The following is a 1,857-nucleotide window of genomic DNA, read 5'->3' on the forward strand; positions in this document are numbered from 1 at the left end:
ATTTTTATCTTCCTTCTAAACTCAATGCATCACTTCCTCCTGAGAGAAGAGGGATACGAAGAGATCATGTAAACATGATGATCCTTGACAAGACTACAGGCAGCGTAAAGCATGATAAGTTTTTTGAACTTGACCAATATCTGAATCCCGGCGATATTCTTGTGCTGAATAACAGCAGAACAATTCCTGCCATTTTGAAAGCTGATTGGCATAGAAATGGAAAGCTAATTAAGAAAGAGATTGAAATAAGGCTCGCAAGGAAAAAGAATGATTCTGCCTGGGAAGTTCTAATCGTTGCTGAAGATGTCAAAGCGGGTGACCAATTCTGCTTGGGGGAAAACCTAGAGGCAAACGTCATTGGCGAAGTTTTTAAATCCCCATTAAAAATAGTCCAGTTTTCGATTCAGGGAAGAGACCTTATCGAAGCTTTTTATTCAATAGGTGAGCCAGTCAGATATGAGTATATTGAGCTGCCATGGAAGCTGGACTACTATCAGACGGTCTTTGCCAGTCAGCCAGGGTCCGTAGAAATGCCATCAGCCGGAAGGGGTTTCAGCTGGGAGCTTTTGTTTAAGCTGCAGCGGAAAGGAATCAAGATCGCTTATCTGCAGCTTCATACAGGTCTAAGCTATTTGCTTGATGATCAGTATGAACATTCACCAGAAGACCACTATGAAGAATATGTAATAGCTCAAGAAGATATGAAGGCAATAATGGAGACAAAGTCTTCAGGTGGAAAAGTTGTTGCGGTTGGCACGACAGTTGTACGTGCATTAGAAACGGCTAAAAAGACTTCAATTTTATCAGGATGGACAAATCTGTATGTGAGTGCCGACTATGAACTGCAGCTCGTCGATGGAATCATCACTGGCTTCCATGAGCCTAAGGCAAGCCACTTAGATATGCTTACAGCATTTGTGAATGAGAAAAAACTTTTTTCAGCCTATTCGATTGCAATCGAAAAGAATTATTTATGGCATGAGTTCGGTGATATCAACTTAATTATATGATAAGGAGTAAAAATATGAGAATCCACCATTTTGCACTGGAAGTGAAGAACCTCGAAGCTGCGAAAACTTTCTATGAGGATTTACTTGGATTTAAGGAATATTTGAGAACTTCTTTTCAAGATGAGGAAATCATATTTTTATATCTTAATGGCTTTATGATTGAGCTTATAGCAAATAATCTGAATAGCCATATAAGCGAGAACGTCCATCTTTGTTTTGAAGTGGATAATATTGAGGACCAAATTCGCAGGTTAGCAGAGTCTTCACTTTTGCCAATTGAAGGTCCATATTTCCTGGAAAACGGCTGGAAGACAGTGTTTTATCAGGGATCTGACAACGAAATCATTGAATTCCTGCAGACTTGACGCGAAAAAACAAAAGTCTGCCAGGCATGAATCTCTCTAACGTAAAAAAATAAAGGAATGAAAAGAATCCATAAGATTTTTTCATTCCTTTATTTTTTTACGTCCCATTTTTTAATGGCTGATAAAAAATTCAGCCTGTATTTCAGCAAAAGAGTATAAATCAAGAAGTATACAATAAACCCGAAAATGATAACATTAACAATCATGCCTAAGAAAAAGGCAGCACCAACATGCATACTTGCTCCAATAACTGCACCATGGTGAGGCATACCAGAAGCTGAAGGGAAGATTCCATATGGAAAAAGCGTCTCTCCGACAATTACATTCAAATAAAATAAGAATGGAAAAAGCCAAATAAGCGAAACACCGCTGATAAACCCAGCAACCGGACTACCTTTAAGAAGTTTAGCACTTGCTGTTGATATAATCGGTCCCATTCCAAAAGAGGGAATAAAGTGAATCAAGAAACCTAAAGTAAACCC

General features: G+C 38.7%; 3 protein-coding genes. 2 read left to right on the plus strand and 1 reads right to left on the minus strand.

The features are described from left to right. The coding region (locus WB217_RS03815) for an S-adenosylmethionine:tRNA ribosyltransferase-isomerase (RefSeq protein WP_423990795.1) at positions 1-1,010 on the plus strand (1,010 nt) is incomplete at its 5' end. A gap of 14 nt (positions 1,011-1,024) precedes the next feature. Then, entirely contained in the window at positions 1,025-1,375 is a 351-nt protein-coding gene (locus WB217_RS03820) for a VOC family protein (RefSeq protein ID WP_423990797.1), read from the plus strand. A gap of 89 nt (positions 1,376-1,464) precedes the next feature. On the opposite strand, the gene WB217_RS03825 is transcribed toward WB217_RS03820, so the two are convergent. Then, the coding region (locus WB217_RS03825) for a DUF2062 domain-containing protein (RefSeq protein ID WP_423990799.1) at positions 1,465-1,857 on the minus strand (393 nt) is incomplete at its 5' end.

Source organism: Mesobacillus sp. (assembly GCF_049588175.1).
GTDB lineage: Bacteria > Bacillota > Bacilli > Bacillales > Cytobacillaceae > Mesobacillus.

Coding starts and splice junctions, on each gene's coding strand:
- WB217_RS03820 (WP_423990797.1), top strand. CDS start 1,025: ATGAGAATCCACCATTTTGCACTGGAAGTGAAGAACCTCGAAGCTGCG.